Below are 15,059 nucleotides of genomic sequence, written 5' to 3' on the forward strand. Positions count from 1 at the left end.
TCAAGGAACGGACGCTTCCTTCGTACTCACCCTCTCGGGCTTTCCTCCGGGCGCTTCCCTTCGGTCTTGCGTTTCCGACTCTATCAGATCCTTTTGGCTCCGATTCCCCGTCGGCGGGATGCGCCGAACGGCCACCGGCTTTCGCTCGTCGGCCTTTCGACATTCACTACGCTAGCCGATTCCTCCGCCCGATTCATAATCGGGCTCCGCGGATTCGAATTCAGGCATGCAGACACGCCGGAAACCGACCCGCTGAAGGGCTCTAGTAGGTAGTGGGTTGGCCGCTCCGGCTGCTGACGATCGCAGTACCCGGTTCAGCGGCTCGGGCTACATTACGCACCTTCCAAGGTCGAGTCAACTTCGTCGGCGCCGGGGCACATGGGCCCGATACGGACTGACGGTCGCGTGGTCGGCGACCCAGAAGCGCCACGGGTGGACGTCCCCGTTGCCTCCCTCGCCGGCCACACCGGTGCGCGGGCCGTTGCGTACCTGGTCGGAGGGCACAGGGGTGCCCGCGAGGATGCGCAGCGGGGTGTCACCGGTGGCGCAGGCGTCCGTGCCGTCCAGGGAACGGTCGACGCCCAGGGCCGTGGCGAGGCGGGCCGGGCCTTTGGCCAGTTCCTTGTCGCTGCGGGCCGAGAGTCGACGGGTGCGGGCGAGCTCGGCGCCCTCGACGATCTCACCGGCGCGCAGCAGGACGGCGCTCGCCCGGCCCTCGGGCCCGCACACCAGGTTCATGCAGAACCACATGCCGTAGGTGAAGTAGACGTAGACGTGGCCGGGCGGGCCGAACATCACGCCGTTGCGGGCGGTGGGGCCGCGGTAGGCGTGGGATCCGGGGTCGTTCGGGCCGTCGTAGGCCTCGACCTCGGTCAGGCGGAGGGCGATCGGACCGTCCGGGGTGCTGCGTACCAGGATCCGCCCGAGGAGGTCGGGGGCGACCTCGAGGACGGGGCGGTCGAAGAACTTTCTGGGCAGGGGCGTACGGTCGGGGGTCGCGATCATGCCGTCCGAGGGTACTGGAGACAGCCGGTGCCACGGGGTGGTCACCCGGCTCTCCCCTCGCCAGGGTGAGGACAGGAACCGGCCACGGCCGGATCGCGTTGATAGGGATCAAGGGTCCGTACGACGTACGACGTCGCTACGAAGCGATGAGCGATACGGGACGACGAAGGGGAGAGACATGGCGTTCAAGAAGCTGCTCGCGAGTCTGGGGGCCGGTGGGGCTTCGGTCGAGACCGTGCTGAACGAGGTCAACGTCGTCCCGGGCGGTGTCGTCCAGGGTGAGGTGCGGATCCAGGGCGGGTCCGTGAACCAGCAGATCGAGGGTCTGTCGGTGGGGCTTCAGGCCAAGGTCGAGGTGGAGAGCGGCGACCAGGAGTACAAGCAGGACATCGAGTTCACCAGGTCGCGGCTGGGCGGTGCGTTCGAGCTTCAGGCAGGCGCGGTGCACGCGGTGCAGTTCGGGCTGGAGATCCCGTGGGAGACGCCGATCACGATGATCGACGGCCAGGCGCTGCGCGGGATGAACATCGGTGTGACGACCGAGCTGGAGATCGCGCGGGCCGTGGACTCCGGTGACCTGGACGCGATCAACGTGCACCCGCTGCCGGCGCAGAAGGCGATCCTGGACGCCTTCATCCAGCTGGGCTTCCGGTTCAAGAACGCCGACATGGAGCGCGGCCACATCCGTGGCACGCGGCAGAAGCTGCCGTTCTACCAGGAGATCGAGTTCCTGCCGCCGCAGCAGTACCGCGGGCTGCACCAGGTGGAGCTGAGCTTCGTGGCCGACGAGCAGGCGATGGACGTCGTGCTGGAGATGGACAAGAAGCCGGGTCTGTTCAGCGAGGGCAGCGACACCTTCCGGTCCTTCACGGTCGGGCTGAACGACTACCAGGGCACGGACTGGCCGGCGTACCTCAACCAGTGGCTGTCGGAGGTCGGCAGCAGGCGCAACTGGTTCTAGGCTCGGTGCCCACTGAACGCAGACGATCAGGAGGTACCGAGGTGACCGAGCTCAAGCGGCGGCCGCTCCCCCACGACTTCCATCCGCCCGTGCCGTCGTTCACGGTGACGAGCGAGGACGTCGAGGAGAGTGCGACGCTCAAGGACGCTCAGGTCCACGCGGCCGGCAACACCTCGCCGCAGTTGCGGTGGGAGGGCTTCCCGCCCGAGACCAAGAGCTTCGCCGTGACGTGCTTCGACCCGGACGCGCCGACGGGCAGCGGGTTCTGGCACTGGGTGGTGTTCGACATCCCCGCCTCGGTGACGGAGCTGGCGGCGGGTGCGGGCAGCGGCGTGTTCGAGGGGCTGCCCGAGGGCGCGGTCCAGGCGCGCAACGACTACGGCACCAAGGACTTCGGCGGTGCCGCGCCGCCGCCCGGGGACGGGCCGCACCGGTACGTGTTCACGGTGTACGCCGTGGACCAGGAGAAGCTCGGGCCCGACTCGGACGCGTCCCCCGCGGTGGTGGGCTTCAACCTGCGGTTCCACACGCTCGCGCGGGCCCAGCTGATCGGTGAGTACGAGGTGCCCGCCGAAGACTGAGCGCGCCGCCGCGCGATCCGAGCGTTCACGGAACGTTTGCCCGCCCCTGGTCTTGGAAGTGATCAGGGGCGGGCATTTTTTTGTTGCCGGGGGTCGCGGGGGTCACCTCCCGCGGGAGCAGCAGATATTGCGTTGTCCATCCCGGCGTGCCCGGCCAGAGTTGATCCCAGCCCGCCGAGGGGGTGGGCCGGTGCACACGGGAGGTGGGCTGGTATGCGGGACACGCTGGTGCTGAACGCGAGCTTCGAGCCGCTGTCGACGGTGACCTTGAACCGAGCCGTCGTTCTGGTGCTCCAGGACAAGGCCGTCGTCGAGCAGGCCCACCCCGAGCTGAGGATGCGGGGAGCCGCGGTCGACATACCGGCGCCCCGGGTGATCCGGCTCTGCCAGTACGTGAGGGTGCCGTTCCGAAGACAAGCTCCGTGGTCGAGGCGGGGTGTCCTGGTACGGGACCGGCACAGGTGCGCGTACTGCGGGAGGCGGGCGACGACCGTGGACCACGTGGTGCCGCGGTCGCGGGGTGGTCAGGACACCTGGCTGAACACGGTGGCCTCGTGCGCGGAGGACAATCACCGCAAGGCGAACCGGACTCCTCAGGAGGCGGGGATGCCGCTGCTGCGGCAGCCGTTCGAGCCGACTCCGGCGGACGCGATGCTGCTGGCCCTGGGGCAGGACGACTTCGAGGCGCTGCCGGAGTGGCTGGCGTCGAACGCCGCGTAGGCTTCGCCGCGCAGGTGCGTGCGCTCGGTTCGCTCGCGTGGCGCCCGCCGGCGGCGTGTGGCGTGTCGTGCGGTTCCCCGCACCCCTGCGAGGGGGTGCGGGGAGCGTCGTTCTTCAGCCGTGTCAGTCGATGCTCGGCTTCTCGCGTCGTTCCTGCGCGGGGACGCTGCCGGCTCCGGAGTTGCCGTTGCCTCCCGAGGCGCCGCCCAGGCCGCCGAAGTTGCCCATGGCGCCGGACAGGCCCTTGAGGGCGTCGCCGATCTCGCTGGGGACGATCCAGAGCTTGTTGGCGTCGCCCTCGGCGATCTTCGGGAGCATCTGGAGGTACTGGTAGGAGAGCAGCTTCTGGTCCGGGTCGCCGGCGTGGATGGCCTCGAAGACCGTGCGGACGGCCTGGGCCTCGCCCTCGGCACGCAGGGCGGCGGCCTTGGCCTCACCCTCGGCGCGCAGGATCTGGGACTGCTTCTCGCCTTCGGCGCGCAGGATCTCGGACTGCCGGACACCCTCGGCCTGGAGAATGGCGGCGCGCTTGTCGCGGTCGGCGCGCATCTGCTTCTCCATCGAGTCCTGGATGGAGGTGGGCGGCTCGATCGCCTTGAGCTCGACGCGGTTGACGCGGATGCCCCACTTGCCGGTGGCCTCGTCGAGGACGCCGCGCAGGGCCGCGTTGATCTCCTCGCGGGAGGTCAGGGTGCGCTCCAGGTCCATGCCGCCGATGATGTTGCGGAGCGTGGTGACAGTGAGCTGCTCGATCGCCTGGATGTAGCTGGCGACCTCGTAGGTCGCGGCTCGCGCGTCGGTCACCTGGTAGTAGATGACGGTGTCGATGTTGACGACCAGGTTGTCCTGGGTGATGACCGGCTGCGGCGGGAACGGCACGACCTGCTCCCGCAGGTCGATGCGGTTGCGGATGGTGTCGATGAACGGGACGACGATGTTGAGGCCCGCGTTGAGTGTCCGCGTGTAGCGGCCGAAGCGCTCGACGATGGCGGCGCTGGCCTGTGGGATGACTTGGATCGTCTTGATCAGGGCGATGAAGACCAACACCACCAGGATGATCAGGACGATGATGACCGGTTCCATCGTCGGTTCCCCGTACCCTTCTTCGCCTCGGCGCCTTCGGCGGATCTCGTGTCCGTTGAAGATCTTGCTGGACGAGTCTGTCAGACCGTCGTGCAACTCGTGAGTCGTTCGGCTCAGTTGCGTCGTGCGAGGTCACATGACGATCGCCGTGGCTCCCTCGATGTCCACGACGTCCACTTCCTGGCCCACTTCATAGGCGCGGTCGGTGTCGAGTGCGCGGGCCGACCAGACCTCGCCGGCGAGCTTGATCCGGCCGCCGGAGCCGTCGACGCGTTCCAGTACGACGGCCTGTTTCCCCTTCAGGGCGTCCACCCCGCTGGCGAGTTGGGGCCGCTGTGCGCGGTGTCTGTTCGCGATGGGGCGTACGACGGCGATCAGGGCGGTCGAGACGACGGCGAAGACCGCGACCTGGGCGACGGCGCCGCCGCCGAAGATCCCGGAGACCACTGCCGCCGCGACGGCGCCCACCGCGAGCATGCCGAGTTCGGGCATGGCGGTGATCACCAGCCCGATGCCGAGTGCCGCCGCGCCGATCAGCCACCACAGCCATGCGTCGATGTCCACGTGGTCATGGTAGGACCGCGCACCCCGTCGCGGACAGGGCGCCGATCAGTTTGAAGGGGCTTGACCGGACCGGGCTTTGGACGTGGGAGGCGGTCAGGACAGCGGCAGGCCCTGGGCGGTCCAGCGGTCGCCGACCTGCTCGACGACGAGCGGCAGGCCGAAGCACAGGGAGAGGTTGCGGGAGGTGAGTTCGAGTTCCAGCGGGCCGGCGGCGAGGACCTTGCCCTGACGGATCATCAGGACGTGGGTGAAGCCGGGGGCGATCTCCTCGACGTGGTGGGTGACCATGATCATGGAGGGGGCGATCGGGTCGCGGGCCAGGCGGCCGAGGCGGCGTACGAGGTCCTCACGGCCGCCGAGGTCGAGGCCGGCGGCGGGCTCGTCGAGGAGCAGCAGCTCGGGGTCGGCCATCAGGGCGCGGGCGATGAGGGTGCGCTTGCGCTCGCCCTCGGAGAGCGTGCCGAACCTGCGCTCCAGGTACTCGGACATGCCGAGGCGGTCGAGGAAGGCGCGGGCGCGCTGCTCGTCGACGTCCTCGTACTCCTCCTGCCAGCCGGCGGTCATGCCGTAGGCGGCGGTGAGGACGGTCTGGAGGACCGTCTGGGCCTTGGGGAGCTTGTCGGCCATGGCGATGCCGGCCATGCCGATGCGGGGGCGCAGTTCGAAGACGTCGGTTCCGGGGCTGCCGAGGGTCTCTCCGAGGATGGTGGCGGTGCCCTTGGTGGGGTAGAGGTAGCTGGAGGCGACGTTCAGAAGGGTGGTCTTGCCGGCGCCGTTGGGGCCGAGGATGACCCACCGCTCACCCTCCTTGACCGACCAGGAGACCTGGTCCACCAGAGCCCGGCCCTCGCGGACCACGGATACGTCCTGAAGCTCCAGAACATCGCTCATGAGCGCGTTGTCTCCCCTTGCAGTGTGGCCGGTCTCGGCTGTCGCGTTCGCCTGTGGCTCGGTCCGCCGCGCCGGTGGGCGCAGCCCCTCATGAAATCTACGCCACCGGTCGGCACGGACATTCCATCGGTCCGGTCCTTAGGCTGGGGGGCATGCTTTCGGAACCGCGCTCTGGACGCCTCGCCGCGTGGGGCAATGCCCTGCTTGCCGGACTTGTCTCTCCCGATGACGCCGTGTCGGCCGTCGTCGGTGAGGACGTGGTGCACCGGGTGGAGGGGTTGCCAGGAGAGTCCGCGCCCGTGGGACTCACGCTGGCGCTGGGGCGGCTGCGGGCGCTCGGGGTGAGCGGGCTGCGGGTCGCGCTGCCGGCACCGGGGCACCCCCTGGGGCTGAGCGGGCCGCCGGAGTTCAACGCGCGGGCGCTGGAGGCCGAGGAGGCGGTGGTGTGCCAGGGGGCCGCGTTCGGGCTGGTGCCGGAGGTGTACGAGGCCGGTCCGGAGGGCGATGTGCACGCGGAGGTGGTGTGGCACTGCCTGGCGGTGCGGGAGGCGCCGCCCGCCGATGTGCCGTCGCTCGGTGAGGCCGAGCGGGAGCTGGCGGAGGCGCTCAGGGAGGCGACCGAGGTGCTGACGCGGCTGGACGTGGCCGGGTCGGGGCCGGTGGCCGAGGCGGCGATCGACGCGTACCGGGCGCGGGCCGAGCGGGGGCGCGAGGTGCTGGCGCCGGGGTATCCGCCGCGGGCGGTCCGGGTGCTGGAGCTGGCGCAGCGGGTGGGGGCGTTGGTCTCGCTGGCGGGTGAGCGGGGGCACGGGGCGGCGGTCAGCGCGTCGGAGATGGCGGCGCGGACGCATGCGCTGCGGCCGGTGGAGCGGACGGCCCGACGGGCGCAGGTGGCGGCGTACAACGCCGTGGTGGAGGAGCGGGAGCGGGGGATGCGGTGAGTCCCGGTCCGCGGTGACCGGCGTGCGGGCGGGGCGCCGCCCGGCCTTCCGGGTGGGGCCGGAGGGCCGGGGGGCTTCACCACCGGTCCGGTGACAGGGTCAGCCGTTGGAGGCCACGTTGCCGAACGCCGGGTTCAGTACGCCGATGACGTTGACGCTGTTGCCGGAGACGTTGACGGGGACGTCGATCGGGGCCTGGACGACGTTGCCCGACAGGATGCCCGGGGAGCCCGCGGCCGTGCCGTTCGCGTGGGCGCCGTCGGTGGCGGAGGCCATGCCCGCGCCGGCGGCGAGCAGGCCGCCGGCCACCATGGTCACGGCAGCTGCCTTCTTCAGGTTCTTCACTTTCCAACCCCTCCTGGTGACGGCCGCGGCAGGCGCCGCAGCACGCACTGGAGAACGGCCGGGCCCACCGGAGGATGCGCCATCCGGGGGACATTCCCACGACGGTATGAATCTCGTATCGGACGGGAACCTTCCGTGCGGCCGGGGCGTCGCCGGTCCTCGCTTCCGCCCGGGTCGCGGGCCTCCGTCTCCGCCGTGTCGCGGGGTTCCCGCCTCCCCGGTGTCGCGGGGCGTCGCGCGTCAGCCGCTCACGCCGTGGCGGACGTCGCCCGTCAGCCGCTCACGCCGTGGCGGACGTCGCCCGTCAGCCGCTCACGCCGTGGCGGACGGCCCACAGGGCGGCCTGGGTGCGGTCCGCGAGGTCGAGCTTCATCAGCATGTTCGACACGTGGGTCTTCACGGTCTTCTCGGACAGCACCAGCGCGCGGGCGATCTCCCGGTTGGAGCGGCCGTCCGCGATCAGCCCGAGCACCTCGCGCTCCCGTTCCGTGAGGGAACCCGCCCGTCCGGGGCCCGGGGCGGTCTCCTCCTGGGACAGCAGGGCGCCGGCGACCTCCGCCTGGAGCAGGACGTGGCCGGCGTGCACGGAACGGATGGCTCCGGCGAGCGCGTCGGGGTCGATGTCCTTGTAGACGTACCCGGCGGCGCCCGCGCGCAGGGCAGGGACGACCGTGCGCTGCTCGGTGAAGCTGGTGACGATCAGCACGCGCGCGGGGTGGTCGAGTTCGCGGAGCCTGCGCAGCGCGTCGACACCGTCCGTGCCCGGCATCTTGACGTCCATGAGGATGACGTCGGGGTGCAGCTCGCCGGCCAGGGCGACTCCTTCGGCGCCGTCCGCGGCCTCACCGACGACCTCGATGTCGTCCTGCACCTCGAGGAAGGTGCGCAGGCCGCGTCGGACCACCTGGTGGTCGTCGACCAGCAGCACCCTGATCGCGTCAGCCACCGGGGACCTCCATCTCGATCGTGGTGCCCTTGCCGGGCGCCGATTCCACCGTCAGGCTGCCGCCGGCTCCGCTCGCCCGGTCCCGCATGGAGACCAGGCCGAGGTGGCGTCCCGCGCGGCGGACGACCTGCGGGTCGAAGCCGCCGCCGTCGTCGGTGACGCGCAGGACGGCTCCGTTGCCGCGGCGCTCCAGGGTGACGTCGACATGATCGGCGCCGGAGTGCCGCAGGGCGTTGTGCAGGGCCTCCTGGGCGACCCGCAGCACGGCCTCCTCCTGGGCGGCGGGCAGTGCGCGTACCCCGTGGCCGGTGAAGGTCACGCGGGCGGTGTGGGCCCGGTCGAGGACCTGGACCTGGGTGCGCAGGGTGGCGACGAGACCGTCCTCGTCGAGGGCGGCGGGGCGCAACTCGACGACGGCGGCGCGCAGTTCGTCGGCGGCCTCGGCGGCCAGCGCGGCCACCTGCTGGAGTTCGCCCTTCGCCCGGGAGGGGTCACGGTCGACGAGGCGGGCGGCGGCCTGGGCGGTGAGGCGCAGGGAGAAGAGCTTCTGGCTGACGGCGTCGTGCAGTTCGTGGGCGAGGCGGGAGCGCTCCTCGGCGATGGTGAGCTCGCGGCTGCGCTCGTAGAGCCGCGCGTTGGTGAGGGCGATCGCCGCGTGCTGGGCGAGGATGCCGAGCAGTTCCTCGTCGTCCTCGGTGAAGCCGCAGGTGCCCGTGGGCTTCGGACAGGACTTGTTGGCCAGGAACAGCGCGCCGATGACCTCGTCGCCGTCGCGGATGGGCAGGCCCAGGAAGTCGACCAGGTCGGGGTGGGCGCTGGGCCAGCCCTCGAAGCGGGGGTCGCGGCGCACGTCGGCCAGGCGCTGCGGGCGGGCCTCGCTGAGCATCGCGGCGAGGATGCCGTGCTGGCGCGGAAGCGGGCCGATGGCCTTCCACTGCTCGTCGCTGACACCGTCGACCACGAACTGGGCGAAGCCGCCGTGGTCGTCGGGGACGCCGAGCGCCGCGTACTGCGCCTCGAGCAGTTCGCGGGCCGAGGCGACGATCGTCTTGAGGACGTCGCGCACCTCGAGGTGCCTGCTCATGGCCAGCAGCGCGGAGCTCACCGCGGCGAGGCCGGACCGGGGGCCGTGACTCATGACCTCACCGTACCGGCGGGCCGTGGCGGCGCGGATCGGACCTGTGACGGCCGTGGTCCGGGTCCCCGGTCCTAGGACCAGCGGCCCGGGGACGGGGACGTAGGGCGAAGGGACCCGGGCACTGCGTCCGTGGCCCGAGGCGGCCGGGGCGGGCCGGTTCCTAGGTTGAGGGCACGCCGATCGGGTGGAGTCGAGGACGAGAGGGCGGATGTCATGCCGGTTGCGATCATCACGGGGGCCTCTAAGGGGCTGGGGCTGGCGCTGGCCGAGGCGCTGGCCACGCGGGGCTGGGACCTGGTGCTCGACGCGAGAAGCCCGGTACCGCTGGCGGAGGCGGCCGGCCTGGTGTCGGCGCACGGCACGCGCGTGACGGCCCTGCCCGGCGACGTGGCGGACGCCGCGCACCGCGCGGAGCTGGTGGCGGCGGCGTGGCGCCTGGGCGGTGTCGATCTGCTGGTGCACAACGCGAGCGCGCTGGGTGCCGAGCCGCTGGTGCGGCTGGAGGAGCTGCCGCTGGACGGGCTGCGGCGGGCGCTGGAGGTGAATCTGGTGGCCGCGCTGGGGCTGGTGCAGGAGGCGCTTCCGTTGCTGCGCGCCGCCAGGGCGGGAGCGGTGATCGCGCTCAGCTCGGACGCCGCCGTCGAGGCCTACGCGACCTGGGGCGGGTACGGGGCCTCCAAGGCGGCGCTGGACCAGCTGACGGCGGTGCTCGCGGTGGAGGAGCCGGGACTGCGGGTGTGGGCGGTCGACCCGGGGGACATGGACACGGACCTGTACGCGGCGGCCGTACCGGATGCCGCGGGTCCGTTGCCGAAGCCGGCCGGGGTGGTGCCGGGGTTCCTGCGGCTGCTGGACGAGCGGCCGCCGAGCGGCCGCTACGGCGCCCCGGCGCTGCTGGAGGAGCGCCGATGACGCTGTCCACGGGCGTCCCGCTCACCCCGCGCGGGGCCGGACGGGGCTGGAGCGAGGTGCCCGAGGAGCTGTCGGCCCGGGTGCCGGTCGAGCGGCGCGGACCGGGTCTGGAGCGGGACTCGGTGCGGCTGCTGGTGTCCCGGGGCACCGAGGTGTCGCACCACGCCTTCCGGGACCTGCCACGCCTGCTGCGGGCCGGGGACCTGCTGGTGGTGAACACCTCGCCCACGCTGGCGGCGGCGGTGGACGGGCGGATCGGGCCCGCGCGCGTGGTGGTGCACTTCTCCACGCGTGGCGACGACGGCCGTTGGGCGGTGGAGCTGCGCGAGCCGGACGGGCGGGGCACCACGCGCCCGCGCGCGGGTGGGCCCGCCGGTACGCGGGTGTCGTTGCCCGGAGGGCTGCGCCTGGTCCTGGAGGAGCCGCTGAGCACGCATGGGGAGCGGCTGTGGTGGGCAGGCGTGTCGGGGGCCGCGGTGCTCGGGGTGCTGCGGGACCACGGGCGGCCCATCCGGTACGCGTACACGGAGCGGGACCAGCCGCTGTCGGTTTACCAGACGGTGTTCGCGCTGCCGTCGCCGGACGGCTCGGGAAGCGCGGAGATGCCGAGCGCGGGCCGGCCGTTCACCGCGCGGATGGTGGCCGAGCTGGTGAGCCGGGGCGTGCAGTTCGCACCGGTGGTGCTGCACACCGGGGTGGCGTCGGTGGAGGCGCACGAACCGCCGTTCCCGGAGCGCTTCGCGGTGCCGGAGACCTCGGCGCGGGCGGTGAACGCGGTGCGGGCGGCGCGGGGCAGGGTGATCGCGGTCGGGACGACGGCCGTGCGCGCGGTGGAGTCGGCGGCCGGCCCGGACGGGGTGGTGCACGGCCGTGCGGGTTGGACCGATCTGGTGGTGACGCCGGACCGCGGGGTGCGGGTGGTGGACGGGCTGCTGACCGGGCTGCACGAGCCGGAGGCCTCCCACCTGCTGATGCTGGACGCGGTGGCGGGGCGCGAGACGGTCGATCGCGGTTACCGGGAGGCGCTGCGCGGGCGCTATCTGTGGCACGAATTCGGCGACCTGCATCTCGTCCTGCCGCGGGAGGCTGCTCACAGAGAGCATTGCTCCAGCAACCGCAGGTGAGAGCCGCGTGCGGGCCGTGTGAGCCCGCGCATAGGGCGCAGGTCACGTACGAACGTCAGTAGGAGATGAGGACCGTCCTCGTGAGCGGCACATACGGTCCACTATGTCCCGATTACCCCCGCCCCGATCCACTACCCGGCATCGTACGTCACACTTTTGCCTGGCAATTTTGCGGCCGCTAAGAATGGCTGGCGTCGCTCAGCGCCGCGGGTTCCGCCCGCGGCGTTTGTGCCGGAAGCACCCGTTGTCCGCACCGGACACCGAGCGACCTCCGCGCTATTCGAAGAGGTCCACTCCGCATGTCGAACTTCCTCACCCGTGGTCACCGTCGTGTCCTGACCCGCCACCACAAGATCGCCGCCGCCGGTGTCGCCGCCCTCGGTGCCGCCGCCATCGGTCTGTCGGCGGTGCCGAGCGACGCGTCGACGACCGTCACGAGCGAGGCGGCCCCCCAGGCGAAGGTGGCGTACAGCTCCGAGCAGATCAAGGACGTGCGCGCCAGCGTCACCGATCAGCTCGCCAGTGCCAGCCTGAAGGCCGAGCAGATCGCCGCGAAGAAGAAGGCCGAGGCCGAGGCCGCCGCCAAGAAGAAGGCGGCAGCCGAGGCCGCGAAGAAGAAGGCCGACGACGAGCGCCGCGCCAGGGAGGCCGCCAGCCGCGCCGCCCAGCGCGCGGAGATCGAGAAGGCCGAGGAACGCAGGTCCGCCGCCCGGAAGGCCCAGACGCGCAAGGTCGTCAAGAAGACCTACGCCAACAACCTCGACGGCTGGATCCGCGAGTCCCTGGACGTCATGAAGAAGCACGGTATCCCGGGCTCCTACGAGGGCATCCACCGCAACATCCTGCGCGAGTCCTCGGGCAACCCGAACGCCATCAACAACTGGGACATCAACGCCCGCAACGGCGTTCCGTCCAAGGGCCTGCTCCAGGTGATCCCGCCGACCTTCCAGGCGTACCACGTCCCGGGCACGTCCTGGAACATCTACGACCCGGTCGCGAACATCACCGCTGCCTGCAACTACGCGGCCGACCGCTACGGCTCCATGGACAACGTCAACAGCGCCTACTGAGGCCGGCGCGTACTGAGGCCGGCGCGGACCTCTCGCGCGCAGCAGACGCCGAAGGGCGGCACCCACCTGACGGGGTACCGCCCTTCGGGGCTGTCACGGCGGTGACTAGTTGCGCATCACCTCGGGCTCGTGGCGGCGCAGGAAGCGGGCCACGAAGAAGCCGCAGATCACACCGAGGACGACGAGTGCGCCCATGTCCATGACCCAGGCCCCGACCGTGTGCTCCCACAGCGGGTCGGTGTCACCGGGCGTCTCCGGCGGGCTGATCCGGTTGAAGTCCAGGGTGGCGCCGGCCGCGGCGACCGCCCAGCGCGAGGGCATCAGGAACGAGAACTGGTTGACGCCGATCGAGCCCTGCAGCGTGAACAGGCATCCGGTGAAGACGACCTGGATGATCGCGAACATCACCAGCAGCGGCATGGTCTTCTCGGCGGTCTTCACCAGCGAGGAGATGATCAGGCCGAACATCATCGAGGTGAAGCCCAGCGCCATGATCGGCAGCGAGAGCTCGACCAGCGTGGCACCGCCGAGGATCAGGCCCTCCTCGGGGATCTCCCGGCTGGAGAAGCCGATGACACCGACCAGCAGGCCCTGCAGCACGGTGATCATGCCGAGCACGAACACCTTGGACATCAGGTACGCCGAGCGGGACAGGCCGGTGGCGCGCTCCCGCTCGTAGATGACCCGTTCCTTGATCAGCTCGCGGACGGAGTTCGCGGCACCGGCGAAGCAGGCGCCGACCGCGAGTATCAGCAGGACCGTGGTGGCCGTGCCGTTCGGGATGACCCGGCCGGTCTGCGGGTTGACCGGGTTGGGCAGCAGCCCCTTGTCCGCGTCGATGAGCAGGCTGACCGCTCCGAGGACGGCGGGCAGGATCACCATGAGGGCGAGGAAGCCCTTGTCGGAGGCGATCACCGAGACGTAGCGGCGCACCAGGGTGACGAACTGCGACATCCAGCCCTGCGGCTTCGGCGGCCTCATCGCCTGCATCGGCGGGACCTGTACGGACTGCGGCGCGACGGCGTCGATGTCCGCGGCGTACATCTGGTAGTGCTGCGAGCCCTTCCAGCGGCCCGCCCAGTCGTAGTCGCGGTAGTTCTCGAAGGCGGAGAAGACGTCGGCCCAGGTGTCGTAGCCGAAGAAGTTCAGCGCCTCCTCGGGCGGGCCGAAGTAGGCGACGGAACCGCCGGGGGCCATCACCAGGAGCTTGTCGCACAGCGCGAGTTCGGCCACCGAGTGGGTGACCACCAGCACGGTGCGGCCGTCGTCGGCCAGGCCCCGCAGCAACTGCATCACGTCGCGGTCCATGCCCGGATCGAGACCGGAGGTCGGCTCGTCCAGGAATATCAGCGAGGGCTTGGTGAGCAGTTCCAGGGCCACGGAAACACGCTTGCGCTGGCCGCCGGAGAGGGAGGTGACCTTCTTCTCCTTGTGGATGTCCAGCTTCAGCTCGCGCAGCACCTCGTCGATGCGGGCCTCGCGCTCGGCGGCCGTGGTGTCGGCCGGGAAACGCAGCTTGGCCGCGTACGTGAGGGCCTTCTTGACGGTCAGCTCCTTGTGCAGGATGTCGTCCTGCGGGACCAGACCGATGCGCTGGCGCAGCTCCGCGAACTGCTTGTAGAGGTTCCGGTTGTCGTAGAGAACCTCGCCCTGGTTGGCGGGCCGGTAGCCGGTGAGCGCCTTGAGCAGGGTGGACTTGCCGGAGCCGGACGGGCCGATGACCGCGATCAGCGACTTCTCGGGAACGCCGAACGAGACGTCCTTGAGGATCTGCTTCCCGCCCTCGACCGTGACGGTCAGGTGGCGGGCGGAGAAGGAGACCTCACCGGTGTCGACGAACTCCTCGAGCCGGTCGCCGACGATCCGGAACGTCGAGTGACCGACGCCCACGATGTCCGTGGGACCGAGCAGTTGGGAGCCACCCTTGGGAATCGGCTGGCCGTTGACGTACGTGCCGTTGTGCGAGCCCAGGTCGCGGATCTCCATGCGGCCGTCGGGCATCGAGTGGAACTCGGCGTGGTTGCGCGAGACCTGGAGGTCGGAGACGACCAGGTCATTCTCCAGGGCACGGCCGATGCGCATCACGCGGCCGAGGGAGAACTGGTGGAACGTGGTGGGGCTGCGGTCGCCGTAGACCGGCGGCGTCCCTGCGCCGCCACCGGGGCCGTGCTGCTGCGGGACGTGCGGCACGGGCGGCCGGGGCGCGGGATGCTGCGGCTGCTGCCAGCCGGCCTGCGGGGCCTGCTGGGCGGGCGGTTGCTGCGGCGTCTGCTGGGCCCAGCCCGGGTTGGCGCCCTGGGCCGCGTACGGCTGCTGCGGCTGGACGTGCGGCGTGGCGGCCGCGGCCCCGATGCCGGACAGGGTCACGCGCGGCCCGTCGGTCGCGTTGCCCAGGTTCAGCGACGTGTCGGAGCTGACCTCCAGATGGTGGATCCGCTGCCCCTGCACGAACGTGCCGTTGGTGCTGCCGTGGTCCACGATGACCCAACTGTGGCCGTTGAAGCTGATCGTGGCGTGACGCCAGGAGACCCTGGCGTCGTCCAGCACGACGTCCCCCTGCGGATCGCGTCCGAGGGCGTAAGACCTGGACGGATCGAGCGTCCAGGTCCGTCCATTTGATTCCAGTACGAGTTCCGGCACTCCATGCCCCACTGAGTTGTCCCCCGAGTTACCCCCGTCGCGGGGAGTCTAGGGATGTCGAACATCGGGAGGAACTATTTCAGGCTCGGTGCTCTGACCGAAAGTCGGGCCTTGTCACGACCGCGCACCAAGGCTTCG

Annotated in this window: 15 protein-coding genes; 7 read left to right on the forward strand and 8 right to left on the reverse strand. The window is 70.9% G+C overall.

The annotated features are described in order from the left end of the window. Positions 1 to 354 precede the first annotated feature (354 nt). On the reverse strand, positions 355 to 1,005 hold the full coding sequence (locus ACFYOV_RS30115; RefSeq protein WP_389093035.1) for a DNA-3-methyladenine glycosylase: 651 nt from the start codon (positions 1,003 to 1,005) through the stop codon (positions 355 to 357). A gap of 178 nt (positions 1,006 to 1,183) precedes the next feature. Between ACFYOV_RS30115 and ACFYOV_RS30120 the strand changes: the two genes are divergently transcribed. From ACFYOV_RS30120 to ACFYOV_RS30130, 3 genes are all read left to right on the forward strand, one after another. Then, positions 1,184 to 1,966, forward strand: coding sequence for a sporulation protein (locus ACFYOV_RS30120; protein WP_389093037.1), 783 nt, complete (start codon positions 1,184 to 1,186; stop codon positions 1,964 to 1,966). A gap of 41 nt (positions 1,967 to 2,007) precedes the next feature. Further along, entirely contained in the window at positions 2,008 to 2,547 is a 540-nt protein-coding gene (locus tag ACFYOV_RS30125) for a YbhB/YbcL family Raf kinase inhibitor-like protein (protein WP_389093040.1), read from the forward strand. 213 nt (positions 2,548 to 2,760) lie between these two features. After that, positions 2,761 to 3,267, forward strand: a complete 507-nt coding sequence (locus ACFYOV_RS30130; RefSeq protein ID WP_389093042.1) for an HNH endonuclease — start codon at positions 2,761 to 2,763, stop codon at positions 3,265 to 3,267. 123 nt (positions 3,268 to 3,390) lie between these two features. Here the strand turns inward: ACFYOV_RS30130 and ACFYOV_RS30135 are convergent, their stop codons facing one another. The 3 genes from ACFYOV_RS30135 to ACFYOV_RS30145 all read right to left on the reverse strand — a co-directional run bounded on the left by ACFYOV_RS30135 (position 3,391) and on the right by ACFYOV_RS30145 (position 5,805). Then, complete coding sequence (locus tag ACFYOV_RS30135) at positions 3,391 to 4,350, reverse strand: SPFH domain-containing protein (RefSeq protein ID WP_389093044.1); 960 nt, start codon at positions 4,348 to 4,350, stop codon at positions 3,391 to 3,393. 132 nt (positions 4,351 to 4,482) lie between these two features. Next, entirely contained in the window at positions 4,483 to 4,914 is a 432-nt protein-coding gene (locus tag ACFYOV_RS30140; protein ID WP_389093047.1) for an NfeD family protein, read from the reverse strand. A 93-nt stretch (positions 4,915 to 5,007) separates the two neighbouring features. Continuing rightward, positions 5,008 to 5,805 carry an ABC transporter ATP-binding protein gene (locus ACFYOV_RS30145; RefSeq protein WP_389093049.1) on the reverse strand — a complete coding sequence of 266 codons (798 nt, stop codon included), beginning with the start codon at positions 5,803 to 5,805 and terminating at the stop codon, positions 5,008 to 5,010. A 152-nt stretch (positions 5,806 to 5,957) separates the two neighbouring features. On the opposite strand from ACFYOV_RS30145, the gene ACFYOV_RS30150 reads away from it, so the two are divergent. Next, positions 5,958 to 6,746 (forward strand): hypothetical protein, encoded by a 789-nt coding sequence (locus tag ACFYOV_RS30150; protein WP_389093052.1) that lies wholly within the window; start codon positions 5,958 to 5,960, stop codon positions 6,744 to 6,746. A gap of 99 nt (positions 6,747 to 6,845) precedes the next feature. Here the strand turns inward: ACFYOV_RS30150 and ACFYOV_RS30155 are convergent, their stop codons facing one another. The 3 genes from ACFYOV_RS30155 to ACFYOV_RS30165 form a co-directional block, all read right to left on the reverse strand. Continuing rightward, positions 6,846 to 7,091 (reverse strand): chaplin, encoded by a 246-nt coding sequence (locus ACFYOV_RS30155; RefSeq protein WP_389093053.1) that lies wholly within the window; start codon positions 7,089 to 7,091, stop codon positions 6,846 to 6,848. Between the two features lie 304 nt (positions 7,092 to 7,395). After that, positions 7,396 to 8,037 (reverse strand): response regulator, encoded by a 642-nt coding sequence (locus ACFYOV_RS30160; RefSeq protein WP_389093056.1) that lies wholly within the window; start codon positions 8,035 to 8,037, stop codon positions 7,396 to 7,398. Continuing rightward, entirely contained in the window at positions 8,030 to 9,175 is a 1,146-nt protein-coding gene (locus tag ACFYOV_RS30165; protein ID WP_389093057.1) for a GAF domain-containing sensor histidine kinase, read from the reverse strand. Before ACFYOV_RS30165 ends, ACFYOV_RS30160 begins: the two co-directional genes overlap by 8 nt. 213 nt (positions 9,176 to 9,388) lie before the next feature. Here ACFYOV_RS30165 and ACFYOV_RS30170 point away from each other — a divergent pair, with 213 nt between their 5' ends. From ACFYOV_RS30170 to ACFYOV_RS30180, 3 genes are all read left to right on the forward strand, one after another. After that, entirely contained in the window at positions 9,389 to 10,087 is a 699-nt protein-coding gene (locus ACFYOV_RS30170; RefSeq protein WP_389093058.1) for an SDR family NAD(P)-dependent oxidoreductase, read from the forward strand. Continuing rightward, positions 10,084 to 11,211 (forward strand): S-adenosylmethionine:tRNA ribosyltransferase-isomerase, encoded by a 1,128-nt coding sequence (locus ACFYOV_RS30175; RefSeq protein ID WP_389093060.1) that lies wholly within the window; start codon positions 10,084 to 10,086, stop codon positions 11,209 to 11,211. Before ACFYOV_RS30170 ends, ACFYOV_RS30175 begins: the two co-directional genes overlap by 4 nt. Positions 11,212 to 11,510: 299 nt before the next feature. After that, positions 11,511 to 12,281, forward strand: coding sequence for a transglycosylase SLT domain-containing protein (locus ACFYOV_RS30180; protein ID WP_389093061.1), 771 nt, complete (start codon positions 11,511 to 11,513; stop codon positions 12,279 to 12,281). 105 nt (positions 12,282 to 12,386) lie between these two features. On the opposite strand, the gene ACFYOV_RS30185 is transcribed toward ACFYOV_RS30180, so the two are convergent. Beyond that, positions 12,387 to 14,921, reverse strand: a complete 2,535-nt coding sequence (locus tag ACFYOV_RS30185; protein WP_389093064.1) for an FHA domain-containing protein — start codon at positions 14,919 to 14,921, stop codon at positions 12,387 to 12,389. Positions 14,922 to 15,059 lie beyond the last annotated feature (138 nt).

It is taken from the genome of Streptomyces sp. NPDC005931 (genome assembly GCF_042871235.1).
Classification (GTDB): domain Bacteria; phylum Actinomycetota; class Actinomycetes; order Streptomycetales; family Streptomycetaceae; genus Streptomyces.

What these genes read in the sequence shown, in the direction of transcription:
- ACFYOV_RS30115 (WP_389093035.1), bottom strand. Translation starts at nt 1,005, where the DNA reads ATGATCGCGACCCCCGACCGTACGCCCCTGCCCAGAAAGTTCTTCGAC.
- ACFYOV_RS30120 (WP_389093037.1), top strand. Translation starts at nt 1,184, where the DNA reads ATGGCGTTCAAGAAGCTGCTCGCGAGTCTGGGGGCCGGTGGGGCTTCG.
- ACFYOV_RS30130 (WP_389093042.1), top strand. Translation starts at nt 2,761, where the DNA reads ATGCGGGACACGCTGGTGCTGAACGCGAGCTTCGAGCCGCTGTCGACG.
- ACFYOV_RS30135 (WP_389093044.1), bottom strand. Translation starts at nt 4,350, where the DNA reads ATGGAACCGGTCATCATCGTCCTGATCATCCTGGTGGTGTTGGTCTTC.
- ACFYOV_RS30145 (WP_389093049.1), bottom strand. Translation starts at nt 5,805, where the DNA reads ATGAGCGATGTTCTGGAGCTTCAGGACGTATCCGTGGTCCGCGAGGGC.
- ACFYOV_RS30150 (WP_389093052.1), top strand. Translation starts at nt 5,958, where the DNA reads ATGCTTTCGGAACCGCGCTCTGGACGCCTCGCCGCGTGGGGCAATGCC.
- ACFYOV_RS30165 (WP_389093057.1), bottom strand. Translation starts at nt 9,175, where the DNA reads ATGAGTCACGGCCCCCGGTCCGGCCTCGCCGCGGTGAGCTCCGCGCTG.
- ACFYOV_RS30170 (WP_389093058.1), top strand. Translation starts at nt 9,389, where the DNA reads ATGCCGGTTGCGATCATCACGGGGGCCTCTAAGGGGCTGGGGCTGGCG.
- ACFYOV_RS30175 (WP_389093060.1), top strand. Translation starts at nt 10,084, where the DNA reads ATGACGCTGTCCACGGGCGTCCCGCTCACCCCGCGCGGGGCCGGACGG.
- ACFYOV_RS30180 (WP_389093061.1), top strand. Translation starts at nt 11,511, where the DNA reads ATGTCGAACTTCCTCACCCGTGGTCACCGTCGTGTCCTGACCCGCCAC.